Source organism: Pseudomonas sp. B3(2017), assembly GCF_002113595.1.
GTDB lineage: Bacteria > Pseudomonadota > Gammaproteobacteria > Pseudomonadales > Pseudomonadaceae > Aquipseudomonas > Aquipseudomonas ekonensis.
On sequence record NZ_NEIU01000012.1, the window covers coordinates 39322 to 62827 of the forward strand.

Below are 23506 nucleotides of genomic sequence, written 5' to 3' on the forward strand. Positions count from 1 at the left end.
GGCGGTCGGTTCACTTCGGGCCCCTGCACAGCGGCGCCCGTTCTTTGCGTGCATGAGGCTGTTTGATGTCCAGGTTGCCCTTTTCCCTGCTGTGCGCCGCCCTGCTTTTGAGCGGCTGTTCGTTGATTCCCGAGTATCGCCGCCCCGAGTCGCCCAATGCCGCGCAGTATCCGCAAGGCCCGGCCTACGCGGCGAACACGCAGCCTGCGGTCGGCGTCGACGACTGGCGGGGGCTGTTCAACGATCCGGCCCTGGAACAGTTGATCGAAAGCGCTTTGGCCAACAACCGCGACCTGCGGGTGGCGGCGCTCAACGTCGAGGCCTTCCAGGCGCAGTACCGGATCCAACGCGCCGACCTCTTTCCGGCGGTGTCGGCCAACGGCAACGAACTGCGCCGGCGCATGCCGCCCAGCGTCACCCGGACCAAGGCGATGATCACCTCGACCTATGCGGTGAACCTCGGGGTCAGCGCCTACGAGCTGGACTTCTTCGGCCGGGTGCGCAGCCTCAGCGAGCAGGCGCTGATGACCTGGCTGTCCACCGAAGAGGCCCGGCGCAGCGCACAGCTGAGCCTGGTGGCCAACGTCGCCAGCGCCTACCTGACCTGGCGCGCCGACCAGGAACTGCTGGCCCTGACCCAGGAAACCCTGGCCGCCGACGAACAGAGCCTGCGCCTGACCACCCGCAGCCGCGAGGCCGGCAAATCGTCGGCGCTGGAGCAGATCCAGGCGCAGACCAGCGTCGACAGCACCCGCGCCAGCCTGGCGCGCTATCAGCGGCAGGTGGCTCAGGACCTGAACAGCCTGACGCTGCTGGTGGGGGCGCCGATCCCCGAACACTTGCCGGCGCTGCCGCTGGCCAACGACCTGGTGGCGCAGTTGCCGGCGGGGTTGCCGTCGGACCTGCTGCAGCGCCGCCCGGACATCCTTCAGGCCGAGTACAAGCTCAAGGCCGCCAACGCCAACATCGGCGCGGCGCGGGCGGCGTTCTTTCCCAGCGTCAGCCTGACCGCAAATGCGGGAACGTCCAGCACCGACCTGGCCGGGCTGTTCAAGGGCGGTTCCGGCGCCTGGACGTTCCAGCCGCAGCTCAACCTGCCGGTGTTCAACGCCGGCAGCCTGCGCGCCAGCCTGGACTACGCCAAGCTGCAGAAGGACATCACGGTGGCCGAGTACGAAAAGTCGATCCAGACCGCGTTTCAGGAAGTGGCCGACGGCCTGGCGGCGCGCAAGACCTACCGGGATCAGCTTCAGGCCCAGCACGACCTCGTGCAGGCCACCCAGGACTACTACGACATGGCGCAGCACCGCTATCTGAGCGGCGTCGACAGCAGCCTGACGTTCCTCGACGCCCAGCGCTCGCTGTTCAGTTCCCAGCAAGGCCTGATCAACGACCGGCTGGCGCAACTGGTCGCCGAAGTGAACCTGTACACCGCCCTGGGCGGGGGCTGGAAGGCGCTGCCGGACGCCGCCCACTGATCGCGGCCATTTGTCGCACCATGTGTCTAGACCGCCGTTCGGCAGCCGGGAGCGCTCCCCGCTTTGCTATCATGCGCCGCTTTTACGGTAACCCCGCCCGGACGGCTGCACGCCGACGGGCTCGCAAAGGGCGCTAAATCGATGACCGCTTCGTTGACCCGCCGCCAGGTGCTGGCCGGCATGGGCGTGCTGGGCCTGGGCCTGCTCGCCGGCTGCGACACCCGTGGCGAACTGTCGTACAAGTACGGCAAGGATCTGAGCAACAAGATCCTGGGACGCACCTTCAAGCTCAAGGACACCGAAGGCAATACCCTGACGCTGTCGAGCTTTCGCGGCATGATGCCGATGGTCTTCTTCGGCTTCACCCAATGCCCGGCCATCTGCCCCACCACGCTTGCCCGTGCGGCGAAGATCAAGAAGCTGATGGGCAAGGACGGCGACCGCCTGCAGGTGATCTTCATCACCCTGGACCCTGAGCGCGACACGCCGCAGATCCTCGACACCTACGTCAAGGCCTTCGACCCGAGCTTCGTCGCGCTGTACGGCACCCTGGAAGAGACCAAGGCCACCGCCAAGGAATTCGACGTGTTCTTCGAGAAGGTGCCGGCCGGCGACACCTACACGATCTCCCACACCGCCACCAGCTACGTCTACGACTCCCGGGGCGAACTGCGCCTGGGCCTGTCCCAATCGCTTTCGGCACAAGAGTGCACGGAAGATTTGCTTACCGTTATGGAGGTCTGCTGATGCACCCCGTTCTGAACACCCTCAAACGTGCCGCTTGCGCCCTGTCCCTGCTGGGCCTGGCTTTCCAGGCGTCGGCGCAGACCAAGGTCGATGACGCCTGGGTGCGCGCGACCGTCGCCAGCCAGCCGGCGACCGGCGCATTCATGACCGTCACCGCCGACAGCGACAGCAAACTGGTCAAGGTGGCGTCGCCGGTGGCCAAGGACGTGCAGATCCACGAAATGAGCATGAAGGACGACGTGATGAAGATGGGCCCGGTGGCCTCCGTCGACCTGCCGGCCGGCAAGGCCGTGACCTTCGACCCGAACGGCTACCACGTGATGCTGATGGGCCTGACCGGCCAGGTGAAGGAAGGCGACAGAGTGCCGCTGACCCTGACCGTCGAGAACGCCAAGGGCGACAAGGAAACGGTTGAAGTGAAGGCCGCCGTGCGTTCGCTGACCCACATGCAAGGCCACGATCACAGCAAGATGCATTGATCCCCGGCTGAACCGGCCTGCCCGCGCAACGCGGGCGGGCCGCCTGGGCTCAGACCAGTTTCACCTCGACCTGGATGTTGTTGCGCGTGGCCTTGGAATAAGGGCACACCTGATGCGCATCCTCCACCAGCTTCTGCGCGGCGGCGCGCTCCATCCCCGGCAGGCTCACGTTGAGCCGCGCCTGCAGCAGATACCCCCCGGCATTGGTGCCCAGGTCCACTTCGGCGTCCACGGCCACGTCCGCCGGAACGCTGATCTTCTGTTGCGCCCCCACCGCTTTCATCGCGCCGATGAAGCACGCCGACCAGCCGGCGGCGAACAGCTGTTCCGGGTTGGTGCCGCCGCCGTTGCTGCCGGGCGAGGACAGTTTCACGTCAAGGATGTCGTCGGAACTGCGCGAAGCGCCGTCACGTCCGCCGGTGGTGTGGGTCTTTGCGGTGTACAGCACTTTCTCGATCTGGCTCATGGCGATCTCCTGATTCAGAGGCACAGCCTGTCGTCTCGGCGCCCCCGTCGATCACCGACAGGCGCACCACCCATTTCGCACAGCCTTCTCACTATAGACGGGCGTTCACGGAATGCCGGGCGTTCGCAAGATTCATGCACACCACCAAAACTGTAGGCGCTTGCCTGCAAGCGATGAGGCCGGCACAGGCGACATCACCGGTGCCTGACCCACCACCCTCGCCCCCACACGGATTCTGGGAACAGCTTGCGCGCCGTCTCCACGAACGGCGTGATGACCAGCCCGTACAGCGTCAGGTAACGCTCGCGATCCTGCTCCCCCGTGCCGAAGCGCAAGGCCTCAGGCTTCGGTGTAGTCACGTACAGCGTGCCGAACAGCCAGTCCCACAGCGACAGGTTGATGGCGAAGTTCTTGTTGAAATGGCGCGGGGCGTCGCTGTGGTGGATCTGGTGCTGGGCCGGGCTGTTGAGCACATGCTCGAGCGCAGGCCCGAACGACAGCCAGACATGGCTGTGGCGCAGGTTGGCCCCCAGGCTGTTGACGATCAGCACCAGCCAGGTCACGCCGAATAGGGTGTAGCGGCTGACCTCCCCGCCGCAGGCATACCAGACCGCGCCGGCGAAGGCGCCGAGGCCGGCGGTGATGACGAGCCGCTCGACCAGCGACTCGACGATGTGGATCCGGCTGGCCGTGGCCGGCACCAGCACCGGCGCCGAATGGTGGACCTTGTGGAATTCCCACAGCCAGCGGGAATGAAAGGCCCGGTGGATCCAGTAATGCAGGAAATCCCTGAACAGGAACACGCCCAGCCCGTAGGACACGGCGAGCAACGGATGATCGGGAAGTTGTTCCCGGGCGCCCCACAGTTGCGTGAAAAACCGCTGGTAGTCGCCGGAGCGCAGGATGTACGGATCGACCAGGCCGACGACCGGCAGCACCAGCGCGACCCGCAGGATGGCCTTGATGAAGTAGTAGCGGTAATCCAGCCACGCCGAGCGGTGGCCGTGGATCCGGCCACCACCGATGAACTGCCAGAACGAACCCGCCCCGGTCAGGCCACGCCGTTTGCGGTGACGGAACAGCCCGTAGGCCACGGCGTAGGAGGCCAGCAGAAACACCACGCCGAGGCGCCCGTTCAGATCGAACAGGCCAAGGAACTGCCCGGTGACCGGAGCGATCACGAAATGGTTGAGGCCTGTCGAGAGTTGCGCGAACACATCCACGAGGATCGGACTCCATCAGAGGTGGCGCATTGTAAATCGCAATGTTTCGCAAATGCAGCCGGCCGGATCAAAGGCATTAATACTTTTTAAATAGGTTGATACAAAAAAGCGTCCCCTGTCCCAACCGCCCGCGCCCGCGATTCGCCTGCCCGTGCCCGCCGGATGTGTCCGGGGCCGATCTTGGCCTGCGTTTAATCGCGCGATCCGAATGCCTGCCCTTGGTATCATCGCGCACACTTTTATGACGGTTTGATGGCTGGAAGGTCTTTTTTCGTGAACGCTCTCTTTCACCGGTTGCGGCATCCTCACGCCCGCCTCTTCTCCCTGATCACCCTGGCGCTGATCGTGCCCGTGTGCCTGCGTGCGGCGCTGGGATGGTCGTCCACGTTCGGTTACCTGTCGGACCTGGCCATCGGCAGCCTGCTGGTGGTGCTGCTGCACCGCCGGCCGTGGTGGCTGGCGCTGCCGCTGCTGCTGTTCTGGGGACTGCTGGCGGTGGCGACCGCTGAACTGGTCAGCGCCGTCGGCCGCCTGCCGAACCCGGCGGACCTGCATTACCTGATCGACCCGCAGTTCGTGGAAAACTCCACCGGCGGCGGCTTCGCCCATCCCGGCGTGGCCGTTGCCCTGCTGCTGGCCCTGGCGCTGTGGCTGCTGACCCGTTGGGCCGGCCGCGCCACCGAAGCCAAGGCATTGCCCCGCGCCGCCTGGGCGGCGCCGCTGCTGCTGTTCGGCGCCCATTGGGCCGCGCAGCATGTCGCCCCCAGCGACGCCGACCCGTGGCGCCTGTACAACCTGCCCCATCAATTGCTCGCCGCCCAGGTCGCCGACGCGCAGATGCAGGCCGAAGAATGGCTGGCGGGCGACGTCGAACACACCGCCCCGCCCATGGCCGGGCTCACCGACCTGGACCTGAACGGCCACAAGCTGCTGAGCGCCCCGGGGCAGGCCCGCAACGTCCTGATCGTCGCCCTGGAAGGCATCCCCGGCGCCTACATCGGCGCCAACCGTGAGGCCATCGGCAGCCATTACCGGGAAAACCTCATGCCCAACCTCAGCCGCTGGGCCGAGCGCGGCATGAACACCCCGGACTACGTGCTGCACACCCACCAGACCATCCGCGGCCTGTACGCCATGCTCTGCGGCGATTACGACAAGCTCGACAACGGCACGCCCAAGGGCGTCGAGATGCTCACCCAGAACGAACGCAACCAGGCCTGTCTGCCGTCCCAGCTGCGCCAGCACGGTTTCGCCACCCACTACCTGCAAGGCGCCGGCCTGCGGTTCATGGCCAAAGACAAGATCATGCCGCACATCGGTTTCGATGCGACCCACGGCCTTGAATGGTTCACCCGCGCCAACTACCTGGAATTCCCGTGGGGCAAGGACGACAAGGCGTTCTTCGAAGGCGCGCTGGACTACGTCGCCCAACTGAAGAAGCAGAAGCAGCCGTGGATGCTCACCCTGCTGACCGTCGGCACCCACCAGCCCTACTCCGCGCCGGACGAGTACCTGCAACGCTACGACACGCCGAAACAGGCCGCCGTCGGGTATCTGGACGATGCGCTGGAAGTGTTCCTGACCGGCCTCGAACGCCAGGGCGTGCTCAAGGACACGCTGGTGGTGATCACCTCCGACGAGTCCCACGGCATCGACGGCGTGCGCCTGGCCTCGTCCTGGGGCTTCAACCTGACCTTGGCCCCGGAGCACGCGCAATTGCCGCGGCTGAACGCCGGGGTCTACGGCCATGTCGACCTCAGCGCATCGATCCTCGACTACTTCGACCTGCCGGTGCCCGCCGCCCTGAGCGGCCGTTCGCTGTTTCGCGACTACGACACGGGCCGCGAGATCATGTCCTTCACCAACGGCAAGCTGCGCTACCACAACGGCCAGGGCGTGCTGACCGAGTGCGACATGCCGCGCCGCTGCCGGGATTACGCCAGCGCCGGCTTCATCGCCGACAGCGCCACGTTCAAGGGCAACGCCAGCGGCCAGAGCGCACGGCAGATCGCCGCCCGCGCCACGGCGCTGGACCTGTCGCTGCTGCGTTCGCCGCTGAATCAGCGCTACCAGTTCGGCAGCTCCAACGTGATCCCGCTGCAGGCGCAGATCAAGGACGACTGGGCCGACAACCTGATCGGCGCGCAGTACCTGGAGATGCCCAAGGGTTCCCACACCCGCGTGCGCCTGACCGTGCGCTCGGTCGATCCGGCGCAGGCCGCCTTCATCCAGCTCAAGGCCAAGGAAATGGAGCAGGACGTGCAACTGGGCCTGCCGACGGAAATGGTCGCCACCGCCGATCAGCCGCTGGAGATGGACTTCAGCTTCGACAACCCGATGGCGCGCAAGGCGTTCTCCTTCCACCTGCTGGGTTACGGGGCGGGCGCGGTCGAGGTCAGTGACTTCAGCGTGATCACCGAACTGCCCGGCCAGGATGACCTGCTGGACGAAGTGCCGGCGGACGACACGGCGCAGTCGAGCTGAGGCCGGCGCCGACGTCCCGCCTAGCGTGGGACGTCGGCGGATCCGTGGATCAGAACGTGGTGCGCAACCCCACCTGGATGCTGCGCCCCTGCGCCGGCGCAATGTCGCGCAGGATCGAACTGGCGTAGCGTACGGTCTGGTCAGTCAGGTTCTCGGCATTGACGAAGGCCAGCCATTTGCTCCGGCCGACATCGAAGTTGTAACCCACATTGGCCCCCAGCGTGGTGTAGCCGTCAGTTCGGCTTTCGTTGTCCGGCACGCGGTGCTGCGAGCTGGCGTGCTCGACATCGAGCCGCGCCTGCCAACGGTCCAGGCTCCAGACCAGCCCGCTGTTCAGGCGCAGCGGCGCGATGCGCGGCAGGTCTTGGCCGGTGTCGAGGTTTTTCGCCCGGGTGTAGTCGCCGGACAACTCCAGGGCGAATTTGCCGTAGGCGTTTTCGCCGAGCTCCCAGCGATCCTGCGCCTCGATTCCGCTGAAGCGCGCACGCACGCCCGAATAGGCGTACTCCGGCATGCCGTCGGCGTCTTGTTCGCCTTCATCATTGAGCGTGCGACCGGTACTCAACAGGCCGATGTAGTTGGAGAAGTGGCTGTAGAACACACCGACGCTGCCCTTGTGGGTGCCGTTGTCGAAACGCAGCGCCAGGTCGCTGGACACCGCCTTCTCTTTCGACAGGCCGGCATCGCCGACCTCGTAGGTGCCGGTAGCCACGTGGGCGCCGTTGGCATACAGCTCGTAGAACGTCGGCGCCCGTTCGGTGTAGCCCAGGGTCGCGGCGACCGACCAGACAGGCGTCAGGGTGTACACCGCACCGGACGACAGGCTGCCGGCGGTGAAGTTGCTGGAGCGGCCGGCCTCGGCGAAACGCTCCTTGCCTTTGGCGTCGGGGTCGACGGTGGTGTGTTCCAGGCGTCCGCCCAGGGTCAGCAGCAACCGGTCCGTGGCTTGCAGTTCCTCCAGGAGGAACAGCGCGCCGGCGTTGGTGTCGGTCTGCGGCACGAACGCTTCTTCGCCCAGCGCAGAGAATTCATTGCGGCTGACCTGGGCGCCGATCACACCGTTGAGCGGCCCCAGCGGCTGGTGCCGGGCTTCGACCCGCGCTTCGTAGCCTTTGTTCTTGAAGGTGGTGCCGGTTTCGCCGCCTTCGATTTCCCGGTGTTCGTAATCGGTGTAGCCGGCGTCGAACTTCACCGAACTGAAGGGGCCGTCCAGGTTGCGGATTTCCGAGGCAAAGGCGTAGTGGTCCTGTTGCATGCGGATGCGCACGTCGTCTTCGGCGGGCGAGCCGTAGTTCGAATCGTAATGGCTGTAGGAAAGACCGGCATAACCGTCGTCCCAGGTGTAGGAACTCCCCACCGCGCCGCCGTCCTGGCGACCGTCGCTGTTGGCCAGACGGTGCTTTTTCGCATCACCGTCATCGTCGGCGCGTTCACGACCGGTCTTGGCGTAGCCGGGGATCTTCAGGTCGTTGAACTCCCGGGCGCTGGCGTCTACGTGCAACGCAAATTGCCCATTGCCCGCCTCCAGCTTGCCGGCGCTGCTGCGGGTGGTGTCGGCGCCGCCGTAGCGCAACTCGGCGGCACCGTGAATGCCGTCGATGGCTTCGGTGGGAATGCGGTTGTCGAAGGTGTTGACCACCCCGCCGATGGCGCTGCCGCCGTACAGCAGCGCCGCCGGGCCACGGACGATCTCGACGCGCTCGACGTTGACCGGATCCAGCGGCACCGCATGGTCATAGGACAGCGACGAGGCGTCCAACGCGCCGACGCCGTTGCGCAGGATGCGGATGCGGTCGCCGTCCTGACCCCGGATGATCGGCCGGCTCGCGCCGGGGCCGAAGTACGACGATGAAACGCCCGGTTGCTTGTTCAGGGTTTCGCCGAGGCTGCCCTTCTGCTGAAACGTCAGGTCATCGCCGGACAGCACCGTCGACGGCGCTGCGAGGGTCTGGCTGCCCAGCGGGTTGGCGGTGATGACCTGCGGTTGCAGTTCGAGGGGGTCGGCGGCGACCAGGGGCGATGCGAACAGCAGCGCAGCGGCCAGGGGCGTCAGGCGCCAAGGGAGAGGACGGGCAGACATTTCTGGATTCCATAGACAGAAGAGTGAACGTCGCCGGCAGTCATGGACGACACGCCGAGACAGGATGAAACAAAATTAATGTTATACAATAACATTTCTATTTGCCATCACTGTTCTGCCAGCCGAGATGCGGCAACCGCTCAACCACGCGGTTCTCGCGGGTGCATCCCACGTATCAACACGGCGCATCACCCCGTAAAGACCTGAAAGCTTTCCCCTATCGGCCTCCAATAGTCGGCCTATTAGCCGACTGCCGGAGTCGGGACTAGCCTTACTAGTCCGAAGTCGGCACGAGCCGGCCGCAGAAGACCTGATAAGGACCCGGACATGGCAAACGAATCGAAATGCCCGTTCAATCACGCCGCCGGCGGTGGCACGACGAACCGCGACTGGTGGCCCAATCAACTGAACCTGAAGATCCTCAGCCAGCATTCGCCCAAGTCCGATCCGCTGGGCAAGGACTTCGACTACGCCAAGGCCTTCAAGAGCCTGGACTTCCAGGCCCTCAAACGCGACCTGACGGCGCTGATGACCGACTCCCAGGACTGGTGGCCGGCCGACTTCGGCCACTACGGCCCGCTGTTCATCCGCATGGCCTGGCACAGCGCCGGCACCTACCGCACCGCCGACGGCCGCGGCGGCGCCGGCTCCGGCCAGCAGCGCTTCGCACCGCTCAACAGCTGGCCGGACAACGTCAGCCTCGACAAGGCCCGGCGCCTGCTGTGGCCGATCAAGCAAAAGTACGGCCGCAACATCTCCTGGGCCGATCTGATCGTGCTGACCGGCAACGTCGCGCTGGAGTCCATGGGCTTCAAGACCTTCGGCTTCTCTGGCGGCCGCCCGGACGTCTGGGAACCCGATGAAGACGTCTACTGGGGTTCGGAAACCACCTGGCTCGGCGGCGACAACCGCTACGGCAAAGGCCCGGACGTGCAGCCGCCGGGCGACGGCACCCTGGTGGCCGAACCGGCCATCCACGGCAGCGAGGAAAGCCGCACCAACCAGGGCGAGCGCAATCTGGAAAACCCGCTGGCCGCCGTGCAGATGGGCCTGATCTACGTCAACCCGGAAGGCCCTGAAGGCAATCCCGACCCGGTGGCATCGGCCAAGGACATCCGCGAAACCTTCGGCCGCATGGCCATGAACGACGAAGAGACCGTGGCCCTGATCGCCGGCGGCCACGCGTTCGGCAAGACCCACGGCGCCGGCCCCGCCGACCATGTCGGCCCGGAACCGGAAGCGGCAGGCCTTGAGCAGCAGGGCCTGGGCTGGAAAAGCACCTTCGGCACCGGCAAGGGCGGCGACGCCATCACCAGCGGCCTGGAAGTGACTTGGACCACCACGCCGACGAAATGGAGCAACAACTACCTGGAGAACCTGTTCGGCTACGAATGGGAACTGACCAAGAGCCCCGCCGGCGCCCATCAGTGGAAACCGAAGAACGGCGCCGGCGCCGGCACCATTCCCGATGCCCACGACCCCGGCAAACGCCGTGACCCGACCATGCTGACCTCCGACCTGGCCCTGCGCTTCGACCCGGCCTACGAGCAGATTTCGCGGCGCTTCCTGGCCAACCCCGATCAACTGGCCGACGCCTTCGCCCGGGCCTGGTACAAGCTGATCCACCGCGACATGGGCCCGCTGTCCCGTTACCTCGGTCCGGAAAATCCCAACGAGGAACTGCTCTGGCAGGATCCGATCCCGGCGGTCGATCACCCGCTGGTGGGCGACAGCGAAATCGCCGAGCTCAAGAGCAAAGTGCTCGCCTCAGGGCTCACGGTGTCGCAGTTGGTCTCCACCGCTTGGGCCGCCGCATCCACCTTCCGCGGCTCTGACAAGCGCGGCGGCGCCAACGGCGGGCGTCTGCGCCTGGCGCCTCAGGTGTTCTGGGCGGCGAACCAGCCCGAGCAACTGGCCAAGGTGCTGGCGACACTCGACGGCATCCGCAATCAGTTCAACGACAGCCACGGCGGCACGAAAATCTCCTTCGCCGACCTGATCGTGCTGGCCGGCAATGCCGGCGTCGAACAAGCGGCGAAAAATGCCGGGCATTCGGTCACCGTGCCCTTCTCGCCCGGCCGCACCGACGCCACGCAAGACCAGACAGACGTGGACTCCTTCGGTTTCCTTGAACCGCACACCGACGGCTTCCGCAACTACGCCAAGGCCACGTACCGGGTATCGGCCGAAGCGCTGCTGATCGACAAGGCGCAACTGCTCACCCTGTCGGCGCCGGAGATGACCGTGCTGCTCGGCGGCCTGCGGGTGCTGGACACCAACGCCGGCCAAACCAAGCATGGCGTGTTCACCGACCGTCCCGGCACCTTGACCAACGACTTCTTCCGCAACCTGCTGGACATGGGCGTCGAATGGGCGCCGACGTCGAAAGCCGCCGATGAGTTCGAAGGCAAGGACCGCAAGACCGGCAACGTGAAATGGACCGCGACCCGGGTGGATCTGGTGTTCGGCTCCAACGCGCAGCTGCGTGCGCTGGCCGAGGTGTACGCCAGTGCCGATGCGAAGGATCAGTTTGTGAAGGACTTCGTGGCAGCGTGGAGCAAGGTGATGGAGCTGGACCGGTTTGACCTGAAATAGCGTCAAGCCAAAGCCGGTGGGAGCGGGCCTGCCCGCGATGACAGACACTGACGCATTGCCTGGTCAGACGTCATCGCTGGCAAGCCAGCTCCCACAGGGTTCTGTGGAGTGACCGGCACCTGGATCAACCCCACATCCACATCAGGCCGGGCTCCCACAGGGTTTTGTGGGGTTGCCGGCTCTTGGCCAGCCCCACATCTACCTCAGGCCAGGCTCTTGCTCACCACTTCATACACATCGCTGGACAGCTGGCCGGACGCGAGGATCCGCTCCAGTTCGCCCTTCATCAGCGCCTGACGGGCGCTGTCGTATTTGCGCCAGCGGGTCAGCGGCGCCAGTTGCCGCGAAGCGATCTGCGGGTTGAGCGCGTTCAGTTCGATCACAAGGTCCGCCAGGAAGCGATAGCCCGAACCGTCCGCCGCGTGGAAGTTGATCAGGTTCTGCCCGGCGAACGCGCCGATCAGCGCACGTACCTTGTTCGGGTTCTTGATGCTGAACGCCGGGTGCTGCATCAGCGCCTTCACCCGGGCCAGACCGCCCGGCAAGGTGCTGCCGGCCTGCACGCTGAACCACTGGTCCATGACCAGCGGATTGTCCTTGAAGTGCTCGGCGAACGTGGCCAGGGCCTTGGCCTTCTGCTCCTCGAACGGCGAGTTGACCAGCACGGCCAGCGCCGTCAGGCGTTCGGTCATGTTGTCGCAGGTGTCGAACTGCTCAAGCGTGGCGGCGAGCACCTCAGGCTTGCCGCTGAGCATCAGGTACGACAGCGCGATGTTCTGCAGCGCACGGCGGGCGAAGTGCTCGGCTTCGGCCACGTACGGCGTCTTCTTCGACAGGTCGCGGTTGGCCTGGTAACGCAGCCACAGCGCTTCGAACAGGTTGTCCGCCAGTTGCCGGCGGGCGAACTCCCGGGCGGTGTGGATCGCGTCGACGTCGGCCGTCTCGCTGATCTCGGTCAGGTAGGCTTCGCTCGGCAGCGACAGCATCTCCGCGACCATGGCCTGGTCCAGCGACTCGTCGGCCAGCACGGTGCGCAGGGCCGACACCAGGCGCGGATCCAGCACCAGGGGCTCACCCTTCTGCTGTTGGGCGATCAGTTCCTGCAGCACCAGCACCGACAGTTGCTGACCGGCATCCCAACGGTTGAAGCCGTCGCTGTCATGCTGCATCAGGAACATCAGCTGGTCGCGGCTGTACGGGAAGCTGAGCTTCACCGGCGCGGAGAAGCCGCGCAGCAGCGAAGGCAGCGGCTGCTCGGCGACGTCGACGAAGGTGAAGGTCTGCTCGGCCTCGGTCACCGAGATCACCCGGGAGGTGCCCTGCGCCGAGGCTTCGCCCGCCAGGCGCAGCGCGACGGCGTTGCCCTGGCTGTCCAGCAGGCCCAGCTCGACCGGGATCACGAACGGCAGCTTCTCGACCTTGTCCGGGGTCGCCGGGCAGCTCTGGCGGAACGTCAGGCTGTAGGTCTTCGCAGCGGCGTCGTAGGACTCGCTCACCGCCAGGCGCGGCGTGCCGGCCTGGCTGTACCAGCGCTTGAACTGGGTCAGGTCGACGCCGTTGGCGTCCTCCATGGCCTTGACGAAATCGTCGCAGGTCACGGCCTGGCCATCGTGGCGCTGGAAGTACAGGTCGCTGCCCTTGCGGAAGCCCTCGGCACCCAGCAGCGTGTGGATCATGCCGACCACTTCCGAGCCCTTCTCGTAAACGGTGAGGGTGTAGAAGTTGGAGATCTCGATGAAGCTGTCCGGGCGCACGGCGTGGGCCATGGGGCCGGCGTCTTCGGCGAACTGGTGGGTGCGCAGGTACGCCACGTCCTGGATGCGCTTGACCGTGGCCGAGTTCATGTCCGAGGAGAAACCGGCGTCGCGGAACACGGTGAAGCCTTCCTTGAGCGACAGCTGGAACCAGTCGCGGCAGGTCACGCGGTTGCCCGACCAGTTGTGGAAGTACTCGTGGGCGACGATGGCCTCGACCCGCTGGTGCGCGGCGTCGGTGGCGGTCTCGGCGCGGGCCAGCACGGCGCTGGAGTTGAAGATGTTGAGGCCCTTGTTCTCCATGGCGCCCATGTTGAAGTCGTTCACGGCGACGATCATGAAGATGTCCAGGTCGTACTCGCGGCCGTAGACCTCTTCGTCCCAGCGCATGGACTTCTTCAGGCTGTTCATGGCGTGCTGGCACTTGTCGATGTTTTCCGGCTCGACATAGATGCGCAGCGCCACGGTGCGCTGGCTCATGGTGGTGAAGCTGTCCTCGACGCACCACAGGTCACCGGCCACCAGCGCGAACAGGTAGGCCGGCTTCATGAACGGGTCTTCCCAGGTCGCCCAATGCCGGCCGTCTTCGCCGGGGCCCGAGGCGACCGGGTTGCCGTTGGACAGCAGCACCGGGTAGCTGTGCTGCTCGGCCACCACGGTGGTGGTGAACTTGCTCATCACGTCCGGGCGGTCGAGGTAATAGGTGATCTTGCGGAACCCTTCGGCCTCGCACTGGGTGCAGAACATGCGGCCGGACTTGTACAGGCCTTCCAGCGCGGTGTTGCTCTCCGGGTGGATGCGCACGCTGGTGTCGACCGTGAAGGTCTCGCTGGCCGGGTGCAGGGTCAGGTGGCTGTCGGTCAGTTGGTAGTCGGCGGCGCCCAGTTCCTGGTCGGCCAGGGTCACCGACAGCAGCTCCAGCTGCTGGCCGTCGAGCACCAGCGGCGGCAGGCCCGGGCCGCGGGCCGGGTTGCGGCGCATCACCAGTTGCGCGTGCACCAGGCTGTGATCCTCGAACAACTCGAAGGTCAGGTGCGTTTCGTCGATCAGGTACTCGGGCGCCTGATAGTCCTTCAGGTAGATCATCTTCGGTTGTTCGGTGCGCATGCTGGCGTCCTTATTGATGCACGGCGAGCTGGTAGGCCGTGTACTTGCGAATGTTGATCACGCCGGTGTCGAAGATCAGGTACTGGCCCTTGATCCCCAACAGGGTGCCTTCGGCAATCGGGTTCTTGTCCAGGTTGAAGCTGACGATTTTGGCCGGGTATTGCTCCACCGGATAGCGGATCTCCAGCGGTTGTACGTCGGTAACTTTCTGAATCGCTTGTAGGCCGAATCGCTGCTGCAGGCCCAGCAGGCCTTCGGCGCAGCTGTCGAACAGCCGGTCGCGCACCTGCACCAGGTCCACCGCCTCGGCATCGCCCTTGAGCAAGGCGCGCCAGTTGGTCTTGTCCGCCACCTGGGTGCGCAGCAGATCCTCGACGAACCCCGACTGCTGGCGGGTGGCGACACGCAGGATCGGCAGCGCCTGGCTGGCGCCCTGGTCGAGCCAGCGGGTCGGCAGCTGGGTGGCGCGGGTGATGCCGACCTTGATCCCGGAGGAGTTGGCCAGGTACACGACGTGGTCGGTCATGCAGAATTTTTCGCCCCACTCGGGCTCCCGACAGGTGCCGGCATCGTAGTGGCACCGCTCCGGGCTCATGATGCACACGTCGCACTGGGCCAGCTTGGTCATGCACGGGTAGCAGTAGCCCTGACTGAAGCTGGTCTTGGTCTTGCGTCCGCAATGGGTGCAGTGGATCGCCCCCAGGTACTCCAGACGCAGCGTGCTGCCGATCAACGGGTTGACCGGCACCTCGACGCCGTCCAGACGAAACGCGTACTGCACGTCGGCCCCGTCCAGGCGCGCCGACATCTTGCTGATGGAACCGCGGCCGATCTCGATCAATGGATGGCGTCCGACTTGAACAGGATGTTCGGCACTTCGATCGACTTCGACGAGCATTCCTGCGGGCCCATGTAACCGGTGCGCTCTTCCTCGGGCAGGTTCTGGATCTCCCAGGCGATCATCGCCTGCAGCGACAGTTCGCGCTGCTCGGCGGTGAGCTTGTTGCCGTCCGACCACTTGCCGATCTCCACCGCCAGCTTCAGGCTGCGGTAGATGTCCGGGGTGATGTTTTTGATCATTTCGTTGAAAGAGGACATCAGGGTCTCCGGTCTCTTTTTCCAGTAAACGGTTCAGGCGGCCAGTTTACGGCGGTTGTACAAACCGCCCAACAGGCCGGTGAAGCATCCGATGAACAGCCCGCCGACGTGGGCGGCGTTGGCGATCTGGCCGAAGCCGATGGCCGAGACCAGCCCGGACAGGCACACCAGCAGCCACACCAGCATCATCACCAGCACGCCGCGCGGCAGGCGGTAGGCCGGGTTCGGCGCCAGCAGCTGGAAGATCCAGCAGTGCCCGAGCAGGCCGTAGAGCACGCCGGACAGTCCGCCGAACAGGGTCGGGCCGCTGAACAGGTATTGGGCGAAGTTCGACACCAGGCTGAACAGCAGCGTCAGGCCGATCAGGTTGACGCCGCCCTGGCGCGACTCGATGCGCCGCCCCAGCTCCCAGTACCACATGCCGTTCATGGCCAGGTGCAGGATGCCGAAGTGGATCAGCATCGGCGTGACCAGCCGCCACCACTGCCCCGCCGCGAGGCTGTCCGCCAGCGGCGTGAACTGGATGTACTCGCCGACCACGCGGAATTCGAGGAAGGTCAGCCAGCGCATCGTGTCGAGGTTGTCGCCCAGCAGGGTCAGCGCGGCGACGATCAACGTCAGCAGCAGGACGGACGCCGTGGCCTTGGCGTACTTCAGCTGTTCGACGAAGCCCGGACGGCTGAGGGGCTGCCCCGCCGGGATGTCCAATTGCAGGTCGGGGTCGCCGGCCGGGAAGCGCTCGTACAGCGAGCGCACGTCGTCGCTGATCTCCGCCGGCACCCACAGCACCTGCTCGCCCGCCTCTTCGCTGACGCGGTGGGGCACCTGCATGCGCTGCAGCAGTTTGACGAAGCCGCTCAGGTCCGCCGCCAGGGGCAGACGCAATACCGCCACCGCGCTCATCGCAGCACCTCCGGCCGCTCGACGTCGACCCAAACGAACTTGTGCGGATCGAGGCGGGTTTCCTGATCCAGGCGATAGGCCACCAGCTTGCCGTAGAGCACCGCGCTGTAGTCCAGGCAGGCGAGGTTCGGCCGGATCGGCGCCGGCTTGCCGCTGCGCCAGTAGTGGCCGACGAACAGCAAAGGCTCATCGATGCCGTAGCGCAGCAGGCTGTTTTTCTCGCTCGAGGTCAAAGGCTTCTGCGCCACCGGCTCCGGCAACGCGTCGGGCTGGAACACAATGTCGCCGTAGGTCTGCGGATCGTCCTCCCAGAACTTGGTGCGGAAGAACGAACGCACCAGGCCGTCGCCGCTGGTCATCGTCAGGCCGTCCGGCAGGCGCATGTCGGTGCCGCGCAGCAGGCGGTCGAACACGGTGCAGGCGAAGCTGCCCGGCACGGCCGAGGCTTGGAGGAAGTGTTCGTCAATGCGCGCATCGGGGAACAGGCCGCGCAACGGTTCGATCATGCCGGCGTCCCAGCAGGCGTGCACCACGCGGAAACGCCCGGCGTCCGCCACCAGCGGCAGTTCGTAGAACCATTGCAGGAAGTCGTGCCAGTCGTGCGGGTGCTGCTCGAACTGGGTCAGGGTCTCGTGCAGCAGGCGCGCGTGGCGCGGCGTGTGCTCGCGCACGAACTGCTTGCCGCTGCCGGGCAGCGCCGGCGTGCTCCAGCCCAGGGCGTTGAATTCGTGGTTGCCCATGATGCACAGCGCCTGGCCGGCCTCGACCATGTCGTGGACGATGTGCAGCGCCTCGCGGATCCGCGGGCCGCGGTCGATGATGTCGCCGACGAACACCGCCATGCGCGACGGATGCCGCCAGACGCCGCCCTGCTTGTGGTAGCCGAGCCGGTCCAGCAGATGCTCCAGCGTCAGGGCGCAGCCGTGCACGTCACCGATCAGGTCGTAACTTCGCGCAGGATCGAGCATCACTCGCCTCCGCCACCCAGCCTGCTGCCCCAGCCGAGCTTGGTGCGGCAGACTTCGTAGTAGTTGTGGTCCAGCGGATGGATCAGGCGCAGCTTCTGCGCCTTCTTGCTGACGGTGATGGTGTCGCCCGGCGCGCAGGTGAAGTGGTTCTGCCCGTCGCAGGACACTTGCGGGTAGATCTGCATATCTTTGGACACGACGATTTTCAGCTCACTGTTGCCATCGACCACGATGGGCCGCCCGGACAAGGTATGGGGGTACATCGGCACAATCACAATGGCGTCGAGCTTGGGATGCATGATCGGGCCGCCGGCGGACAGCGCATAGGCCGTGGAGCCGGTGGGCGTGGAGACGATCAGGCCGTCGGCCTTCTGGCTGCAGACGAATTGGCCGTCGATGTACAGCTCGAACTCGATCATCCGCGTCGACTTGCCGGGGTGCAGCACCACGTCGTTCAGCGCATCGCCCTGGCCGATGGCTTCGGCGTGGCGGCGCACTTCGGCCTGGAGCAGGAAGCGGTTCTCCACCAGGTAGTGGCCGTCGAGCACTTCGGCGACCTTGACCTCCAGCTCGTCGGGGCGGATGTCGGTGAGGAAGCCGAGGCTGCCGCGGTTGATCCCCAGCACCGGTATGTTGTGCCGGGCCAGCGCCCGGGCGGCGCCGAGCAGGCTGCCGTCGCCGCCGACGACGATGACCATGTCGCAGACCTCGCCGAGCATCTTGCGCGAGGACGTCTGCAGGCCGTGGCCCGGCAGGACTTCGGCGATGGTGTCTTCGAGGATCACGTGCAGGTGGCGATCGAGCAGAAAGCGTTTCAGTCGGCGGACGGTATCCAGCACCTGGGAGCTGCCCAGGCGACCGATGATGCCGATATTGCGAAATTGCTCCATGGGACTCCTGCGGGGGGGATGCGGCGAAAAGCACGATTATGGGCGAAAGCGGCGCATAGACAAAATCCTTTCAGCCACAAGGGCGTACCCGCGTTTGGGGCTATGCTCGCAAGATGATCCTATTTCCCGATTTGCTCCAGTTGCCCCACCGCCTGCGCCACCCTGAGGTGCGCGATCTGGCGTGGGTGATCCTCGCCCCGCCGATGCTGGCCGCCACGCCGTGGCCGCAGCGCCATCCGCTGGCCGCCAGCGACTGGGTGAGCGATCCCGAACGGCTGGAGCACTGGCTGCGCCGGCTCGACCGCGACAGCTACGGCCTGCTGCACTGGCTGTCCCAGGCCCGCACCCGGCGGCTGGGCCTGTATTACGAACGGCTGTGGCAGTTTGCCGTGGAGCACGCGCCGGGCATCGAACTGATCGCCGCCAACCTGCCGATCCGCCGCGACGGCCACACCCTGGGCGAACTGGACATGCTGCTGCGCGACCGTGACGGCGTGCACCACCTGGAACTGGCGATCAAGCTCTACCTCGGCCCGCAGAACGGCGGCGGCCAGGATCCGGCGCAGTGGCTGGGGCCCGGCTGCCATGACCGGCTGGACCGCAAGCTGGCGCACCTGAGCGAGCATCAGCTGCCGATCTCCGCCCGGCCGGAAAGCCGCGAAGCGCTGGCGGCGCTGGATGTCGGGCCGTTCAGCGCGCAATTGTGGCTCGGCGGTTATCTGCTGTATCCGTGGCCCGGAGAATCCCAACCGCCCGACGGTGCCCATCCGCAGCACTTGCGCGGCAGTTGGCTGCACCAGAAAGACTGGCCGGCGTTCGTCGCACAGCGGCCCGCCGGACGCTGGCAACCCCTGCCCCGCCACGCCTGGCTGGCGCCGGCCCACTATCCGGCGGACCAGACCTGGAGCAACGGCCATCTCCAAGCCTGGCTCGATGCGCTGGAACCGCTGGCCCCGGCGCAGCTGATGGTGCGCCTGACCGAAAACGCCCGCGGCGAATGGGAAGAGGCCGAGCGGTTGTTCCTGGTGTCCGACCTGTGGCCGAACGTGCCGGGCCAGGCTTGAGGCCGGCGGCGTGCCCATCGCCAGCAGGCTGGCTCCCACAGACATCCCTATGTGGGAGCCAGCCTGCTGACGATGGGGCCGACGCGGTTACAGCGACAGCCGAACGGCCAGCGCCGCCAACGTCACCAGCAGCACCGGCACCGTCAGCACGATGCCGACCTTGAAGTAGTACCCCCAGCCGATGCGGATGTCCTTGCGCGCCAGCACATGCAGCCAGAGCAAGGTCGCCAGGCTGCCGATCGGGGTGATCTTCGGCCCCAGGTCGCTGCCGATCACGTTGGCGTAGACCATCGCCTCCTTCACCACGCCTGTGGCTTGGCTGGCGTCGATGGACAGCAGGCCGATCAGCACCGTCGGCAGGTTGTTCATGATCGACGACAGCAACGCCGTCAGCACCCCGGTGCCCAGCGCCGCGCCCCATACGCCGTGCCCGGCGAAGACGTCGAGCCAGCCCGCCAGGTAGCCGGTGAGCCCGGCGTTGCGCAGGCCGTAGACCACCAGGTACATGCCCAGGGAGAAGATCACGATCTGCCAGGGCGCCTCTTTCATCACCTTGCGCGTGGAGATCCGATGCCCGCGGGCGGCGATGGCCAGCAGCAGCGCGGCGCACGCGGCGGAAATGAAACTGATCGGAATGCCCAGCGGTTCGAGGGCGAAGCAGCCCGCCAGCAGGATCAGCAGCACCGCCCATCCGGCGTAGAACGTGGGTTTATCGTGGATCGCCGTTTCCGGGCGTTCCAGTTGCTCGGGGTCGTAGGCCTTGGGGATGTCGCGCCGGAAGAACCACAGCAGCATGCCCAGCGTCGCGGCCACGCTCACGACGTTGACCGGCACCATCACCGCCGCATAGCGGTTGAAGCCGATGTGAAAGAAGTCGGCGGAAACGATGTTGACCAGGTTCGACACCACCAGCGGCAGGCTCGCGGTGTCGGCGATGAAGCCCGCCCCCATCACGAACGCCAGGGTCGCGGCAGGGGAAAACCGCAGCGCCAGCAGCATCGAGATCACGATGGGCGTGAGGATCAGCGCCGCGCCGTCGTTGGCGAACAGCGCCGACACCAGCGCGCCGAGCAGCACCATGAACGCGAACAGCTTGCGCCCGCTGCCCCGCCCCCAGCGCGCCACGTGCAACGCGGCCCAGGCGAAGAACCCGGCTTCGTCGAGCAACAGACTGATGATGATCAGCGCGACAAACGTGCCGGTGGCGTTCCAGATGATCTGCCACACCAGCGGTATGTCAGACAGGTGCACCACGCCGAACAGCAGCGCCAGCACCGCACCGAACGTCGCGCTCCAGCCGACGCCGAGGCCTTTGGGCTGCCAGATCACCAGTGTGATGGTCAGCAGGAATATCAATGACGCAGCCAGCATCCGCGAAAGCCTTCATGAAATGGAAACGCGGACAATGCCCGAATGTGGGACAGGAAAAAAGCCTGCGGGAGCGGTCGGTCATTCACATCGGTTGTGAATGACAAGACGCCATCGCCAGCAGGCTGGCTCCCACAGGTATCTCCGTTGGACGCAGCGTTTGCATTCATCGCAGAACATTGTGGGAGCCAGCCTGCTGGCGATGGCGTCAGCCGGGGCGCCGCAAGACATCAAGGCTACCCCGTCAGTCCGGCCGCCAAATCACTTCTTGTGCTGCTCCACCCACTGCCCGTAGGCATCGATGAACCCCTGCAGGAACGGCCGCACCGACTCATTCAGCTTGCCCGCCTCGTCGAACGCCGAGCCGGCGCCGCCCAGGTAGGCTTCAGGCTGTTGCATGCACGGCACATTGAGAAACACGAAAGACTGGCGCAGATGCTGGTTGGCGCCGAAACCGCCGATGGCGCCGGGCGAAACACTGATCACCGCCCCCGGCTTGCCGCTCCAGACGCTTTTGCCGTAAGGCCGGGAACCGACGTCGATGGCGTTCTTCAGCGGCGCCGGCACCGAACGGTTGTATTCCGGGGTGACAAACAGCACTGCGTCGGATGAAGCCACTTGCTGACGGAAAGTCCTGTAGGCTGCCGGCGGCGAATCACCGTCGATGTCTTCGTTGTAAAGCGGCAGATCGCCGATTTCGACAATGTTCAGTTTGAGGTTCGCCGGCGCCAGCCCCGCCAGGGCCAAGGCCACCTTGCGGTTGAGCGACGCTTTGCGGAGGCTGCCGACCACTACTGCGACGTTGTAGACATTGCTCATGGGAAGACTCTCGACTGTCCGTGGGAGGAGCCTGTAGTTATAGATGATCCGTCGGCGTTTTCACCAGACGGCCGGGAAATCCCGGTGCTCGCATTATTTTTTTCCTGTAGGAAAACTTACCGCGCCCGATGACGGTCTACCCAGCCGTCAATCCAGCGTTTTATCTCCAGAGGTTCTAAACAGATGGCAGCAGTACTCGTCGGTCAGTTCCATGCAAGAGATGCGGAAGGCCGCGTTTATTCCGTGCATGAGTACCAGGAATCCAACCCGTCGGCAGACGGACTCACCGGCACGGAGCCCGTCACCACCTACAAGCTGGCGATCGGCGATCGCATCAACAAGATCGACGAAAACGAATTCCTGCTGGTGCAATCCGGCATCACCCTGATCCGCGAACCCGATTCCGTCATCGCTTCATAACCGGCCGTTATGAGCAGAAGTCTTCCGTGCCGAGTTGGGGTAGGATTCAGCCACTGACCCCAACCGCCGGACATGGACTTGCCGCATGCGTTTACGTCATATCGAAGTGATTCAGGCGCTGCTGCAGACCGGCCATGCAGGCACCGCGGCCGAATGGCTGCAATTGTCGACGGCCGAGGTCGAAGCGCGATTGCGCGAGGCCGAGAGCGAGTTGGGGTTCATGCTGTTCGCCAGCGTTCGCGGACGGCTCCAGGCCACCCCGGAAGCCAAGGCGCTGCAAGTCGAGATCGGCCACATCTACGAAGCGCTGGAGCCGGTGCAGCGTCTGGCCGACAGCCTGCGCCAGTACCTCGCCCCGCCCCTGCGGATCACCGGCACACCGCCGCTGGCCCAGCAACTGCTGCCGCAAAGCCTCGCCGCCCTGCGCCGACGCCTGCCGGACGCCCCCTGCACCCTGTTCAGCGAACCGACCCGCGACATCGTCCGCCGCCTGCTGCTGCGCGAATGCGACCTGGGCCTGAGCCTGCACGATCCCGAACACCCCGACATCCATTGCCAGGCGCTGGCCCAAGGCAAGCTTCAGCTGCTGGCGCCCCACGGCTGGCTGCAGCCGAAGCAGAAGTACGTTTCCCTGCCGGATCTGGCCGGCCAGGCGATGGTCGGCCTGGAGGGCCAGGATCCGCTGAGCCCCGCGCTGGAGCACAAGCTCCAGGCGCTGCGTCCGGCGCCGAGCATCCGCACCAGGGTGCAGACCCACCAGATGATGCGCAGCATGGTCGAGGCCGGCGAAGGCCTGGCCATCGTCGACCCGTTCACCGCCCTCGGCGCCCGTGCCGCCGGCCTCGATGCCTGCCCGCTGTCGCCGGCGGTGCCGGTCAGCCTTTACGCCCTGACCTACCGGCACGCCCCGTCGCCGGCGGCCATCCAGACGCTGCTCGCCCTCGTCACGGAACAAGCCGAGGCGATGTTGGCGGGCTGACCGGCCCTTCCAGCGGATTATCGAACAATCGATACCAGAACAGCGCCACTTCGGCGGTGTTCGGGTCGATGCCGCGGTAGCGCAGGTGATCGATGCCGCCGATCACGTAGCCGCAACGCTCGTACAGCCGGCAGGCGCCGAGGTTGTTGTTCTGGGTTTCGAGCATGATGCCCGGCAGTTTCTTCTTGCGGCTCCAGAACTGCGCCACATCCAGCAATGCCTTGGCCACGCCGTGGCGCCGCGCCGGGGCATGCACCGCCAATTCGTCGATATGGGCGAAGCCGTTCCAGTTGGTGCTGACCACCAGATGACCGACCGGCTCGTCGCCCAGGTAGGCCATGAAGATTTCGCTGTCGGCGGCGTCGCGGTAGCTGCTGAATTCTTCAGGGTCGATGCCGTAGCACTTGCGGTACGGCACGATCGGCGTCACGGCCCACGCCGCCACAGGCCGGCCGATCTCGGCGGCGCCGTAGGCGCTGACCTCGAAGCTGAAGTCGCTGCCCCAGATGTACGCGGCAAAGCCGTCGTCGGCGACCCGCACCGACAGGCCGGGATGTTTCGGGTTCATAAGCGCTTGCATAGGG

At 65.7% G+C, this 23506-nt stretch carries 20 protein-coding genes; 8 read left to right on the forward strand and 12 right to left on the reverse strand.

The genetic code is table 11. The annotated features are described in order from the left end of the window. The first annotated feature begins 65 nt into the window (after positions 1–65). The 3 genes from CAG33_RS17850 to CAG33_RS17860 all read left to right on the forward strand — a co-directional run bounded on the left by CAG33_RS17850 (position 66) and on the right by CAG33_RS17860 (position 2704). Positions 66–1478 (forward strand): efflux transporter outer membrane subunit, encoded by a 1413-nt coding sequence (locus tag CAG33_RS17850; protein WP_085632687.1) that lies wholly within the window; start codon positions 66–68, stop codon positions 1476–1478. Positions 1479–1619: 141 nt separating this feature from the next. Next, the gene (locus CAG33_RS17855) at positions 1620–2225 is read left to right on the forward strand and encodes an SCO family protein (RefSeq protein ID WP_085583603.1); all 606 of its coding nucleotides are present in this window, start codon (positions 1620–1622) and stop codon (positions 2223–2225) included. Beyond that, positions 2225–2704, forward strand: coding sequence for a copper chaperone PCu(A)C (locus tag CAG33_RS17860; protein ID WP_085639790.1), 480 nt, complete (start codon positions 2225–2227; stop codon positions 2702–2704). Before CAG33_RS17855 ends, CAG33_RS17860 begins: the two co-directional genes overlap by 1 nt. Positions 2705–2753: 49 nt before the next feature. Here CAG33_RS17860 and CAG33_RS17865 read toward each other — a convergent pair whose 3' ends face one another. Then, the gene (locus tag CAG33_RS17865) at positions 2754–3170 is read right to left on the reverse strand and encodes an organic hydroperoxide resistance protein (protein ID WP_085639793.1); all 417 of its coding nucleotides are present in this window, start codon (positions 3168–3170) and stop codon (positions 2754–2756) included. A 194-nt stretch (positions 3171–3364) separates the two neighbouring features. Beyond that, a complete protein-coding gene (locus tag CAG33_RS17870; protein ID WP_085583597.1) occupies positions 3365–4393 on the reverse strand; it encodes a sterol desaturase family protein in 1029 nt (342 codons plus the stop codon). A 273-nt stretch (positions 4394–4666) separates the two neighbouring features. On the opposite strand from CAG33_RS17870, the gene CAG33_RS17875 reads away from it, so the two are divergent. Further along, entirely contained in the window at positions 4667–6877 is a 2211-nt protein-coding gene (locus tag CAG33_RS17875; protein ID WP_085639796.1) for an LTA synthase family protein, read from the forward strand. A 49-nt stretch (positions 6878–6926) separates the two neighbouring features. On the opposite strand, the gene CAG33_RS17880 is transcribed toward CAG33_RS17875, so the two are convergent. Beyond that, entirely contained in the window at positions 6927–8957 is a 2031-nt protein-coding gene (locus CAG33_RS17880; RefSeq protein WP_085639799.1) for a TonB-dependent receptor, read from the reverse strand. A 327-nt stretch (positions 8958–9284) separates the two neighbouring features. On the opposite strand from CAG33_RS17880, the gene katG reads away from it, so the two are divergent. Continuing rightward, a complete protein-coding gene (gene katG, locus CAG33_RS17885) occupies positions 9285–11552 on the forward strand; it encodes a catalase/peroxidase HPI (RefSeq protein WP_085583591.1) in 2268 nt (755 codons plus the stop codon). 203 nt (positions 11553–11755) lie between these two features. Here katG and pepN read toward each other — a convergent pair whose 3' ends face one another. Genes pepN through CAG33_RS17915 form a run of 6 tightly spaced genes read right to left on the reverse strand, consistent with a single transcriptional unit; the run spans position 11756 to position 18272 of the window. Next, on the reverse strand, positions 11756–14413 hold the full coding sequence (pepN, locus tag CAG33_RS17890; RefSeq protein WP_085583589.1) for an aminopeptidase N: 2658 nt from the start codon (positions 14411–14413) through the stop codon (positions 11756–11758). Between the two features lie 10 nt (positions 14414–14423). Continuing rightward, positions 14424–15254 (reverse strand): DUF2797 domain-containing protein, encoded by an 831-nt coding sequence (locus tag CAG33_RS17895; RefSeq protein ID WP_085583586.1) that lies wholly within the window; start codon positions 15252–15254, stop codon positions 14424–14426. Continuing rightward, positions 15251–15511 carry a YeaC family protein gene (locus tag CAG33_RS17900; protein ID WP_085583584.1) on the reverse strand — a complete coding sequence of 87 codons (261 nt, stop codon included), beginning with the start codon at positions 15509–15511 and terminating at the stop codon, positions 15251–15253. The genes CAG33_RS17895 and CAG33_RS17900 overlap by 4 nt, the downstream gene beginning before the upstream one ends. A 33-nt stretch (positions 15512–15544) precedes the next feature. Further along, positions 15545–16414 (reverse strand): rhomboid family intramembrane serine protease, encoded by an 870-nt coding sequence (locus CAG33_RS17905; RefSeq protein WP_085583582.1) that lies wholly within the window; start codon positions 16412–16414, stop codon positions 15545–15547. Then, positions 16411–17385, reverse strand: coding sequence for a metallophosphoesterase (locus CAG33_RS17910; protein ID WP_371857687.1), 975 nt, complete (start codon positions 17383–17385; stop codon positions 16411–16413). The genes CAG33_RS17905 and CAG33_RS17910 overlap by 4 nt, the downstream gene beginning before the upstream one ends. Beyond that, positions 17382–18272 carry an NAD(+) kinase gene (locus CAG33_RS17915; RefSeq protein WP_085583578.1) on the reverse strand — a complete coding sequence of 297 codons (891 nt, stop codon included), beginning with the start codon at positions 18270–18272 and terminating at the stop codon, positions 17382–17384. The genes CAG33_RS17910 and CAG33_RS17915 overlap by 4 nt, the downstream gene beginning before the upstream one ends. A gap of 113 nt (positions 18273–18385) precedes the next feature. Here CAG33_RS17915 and CAG33_RS17920 point away from each other — a divergent pair, with 113 nt between their 5' ends. Next, positions 18386–19336 carry a DUF1853 family protein gene (locus CAG33_RS17920; RefSeq protein WP_085639802.1) on the forward strand — a complete coding sequence of 317 codons (951 nt, stop codon included), beginning with the start codon at positions 18386–18388 and terminating at the stop codon, positions 19334–19336. 87 nt (positions 19337–19423) lie between these two features. Here CAG33_RS17920 and CAG33_RS17925 read toward each other — a convergent pair whose 3' ends face one another. After that, complete coding sequence (locus tag CAG33_RS17925; protein WP_085583574.1) at positions 19424–20707, reverse strand: arsenic transporter; 1284 nt, start codon at positions 20705–20707, stop codon at positions 19424–19426. Positions 20708–20965: 258 nt separating this feature from the next. Beyond that, positions 20966–21523, reverse strand: coding sequence for an NADPH-dependent FMN reductase (locus tag CAG33_RS17930; protein ID WP_085639805.1), 558 nt, complete (start codon positions 21521–21523; stop codon positions 20966–20968). Between the two features lie 183 nt (positions 21524–21706). Here CAG33_RS17930 and CAG33_RS17935 point away from each other — a divergent pair, with 183 nt between their 5' ends. Beyond that, a complete protein-coding gene (locus CAG33_RS17935; RefSeq protein WP_085583570.1) occupies positions 21707–21943 on the forward strand; it encodes a hypothetical protein in 237 nt (78 codons plus the stop codon). Positions 21944–22028: 85 nt separating this feature from the next. After that, the gene (locus CAG33_RS17940) at positions 22029–22922 is read left to right on the forward strand and encodes a LysR family transcriptional regulator (protein ID WP_085639809.1); all 894 of its coding nucleotides are present in this window, start codon (positions 22029–22031) and stop codon (positions 22920–22922) included. Here CAG33_RS17940 and CAG33_RS17945 read toward each other — a convergent pair. Continuing rightward, positions 22888–23502 carry a GNAT family N-acetyltransferase gene (locus CAG33_RS17945; protein WP_085583566.1) on the reverse strand — a complete coding sequence of 205 codons (615 nt, stop codon included), beginning with the start codon at positions 23500–23502 and terminating at the stop codon, positions 22888–22890. The two genes, CAG33_RS17940 and CAG33_RS17945, sit on opposite strands and share 35 nt — an antisense overlap. Between the last annotated feature and the right edge of the window lie 4 nt (positions 23503–23506).